The 581-nt window shown below is 53.4% G+C and carries 1 protein-coding gene; it reads left to right on the top strand.

Annotation, left to right across the window (positions count from 1 at the left end; all coding sequences use genetic code 11):
• Positions 1 to 50: 50 nt before the first annotated feature.
• On the top strand, positions 51 to 581 hold a 531-nt coding region (locus tag P0D73_RS46625), incomplete at its 3' end, for a sterol desaturase family protein (RefSeq protein ID WP_408436503.1).

Below are 581 nucleotides of genomic sequence, written 5' to 3'. Positions count from 1 at the left end.
ACTTGCCGTTACATGAGTTCTGGCAGAACTGCTAAAACGCGAGGATTCAGATGTTTCATGAAATCGTCGCACAACTCGACAATATGGTGTCCGCGCTGCAGACGCTCTTATATGTCGACGTCGTGCAGCCGTTCTTCTATCGCTTCGGCTTGATGGGTTTCGATGAAGACACCTATGACGCACTGTACTGGGTGATTATCGGCGTGCTGGAGATCGTCGTGATGTATCTTGCGTTGCGGCCGCTTGAAGCGCTGCGCCCCATTGAACTGTGGCAGGATCGCAAGGCGCTGCGCGCTGACGTGATCTACACGTGGATCATCAAGCTCGGCATCATCAACATTGCGTTCTTTTTCATGTTGCAACCGCTATTCTTTCACTGGCAGAGCCTGATATCGATCTACGACATACCGAACGTCAATATCGACGGCCTCTGGCCAGGCGTGACGGATCAGCCGGTCGTGTCGTTCCTGATCTATCTGATCGTCCTCGATTTTGCCGGCTACTGGTATCACCGCTGGCAGCATCGTTTCGGCGTGTGGTGGGAACTGCATGCGGTGCATCACAGTCAGCAGCAGATGTCA

It is taken from the genome of Paraburkholderia sp. RL18-101-BIB-B (genome assembly GCF_046026985.1).
Taxonomy (GTDB): domain Bacteria; phylum Pseudomonadota; class Gammaproteobacteria; order Burkholderiales; family Burkholderiaceae; genus Paraburkholderia.
The sequence above is the reverse complement of the archived record's forward strand: the minus strand, read 5'-3'. Positions and strand labels throughout refer to the sequence as shown.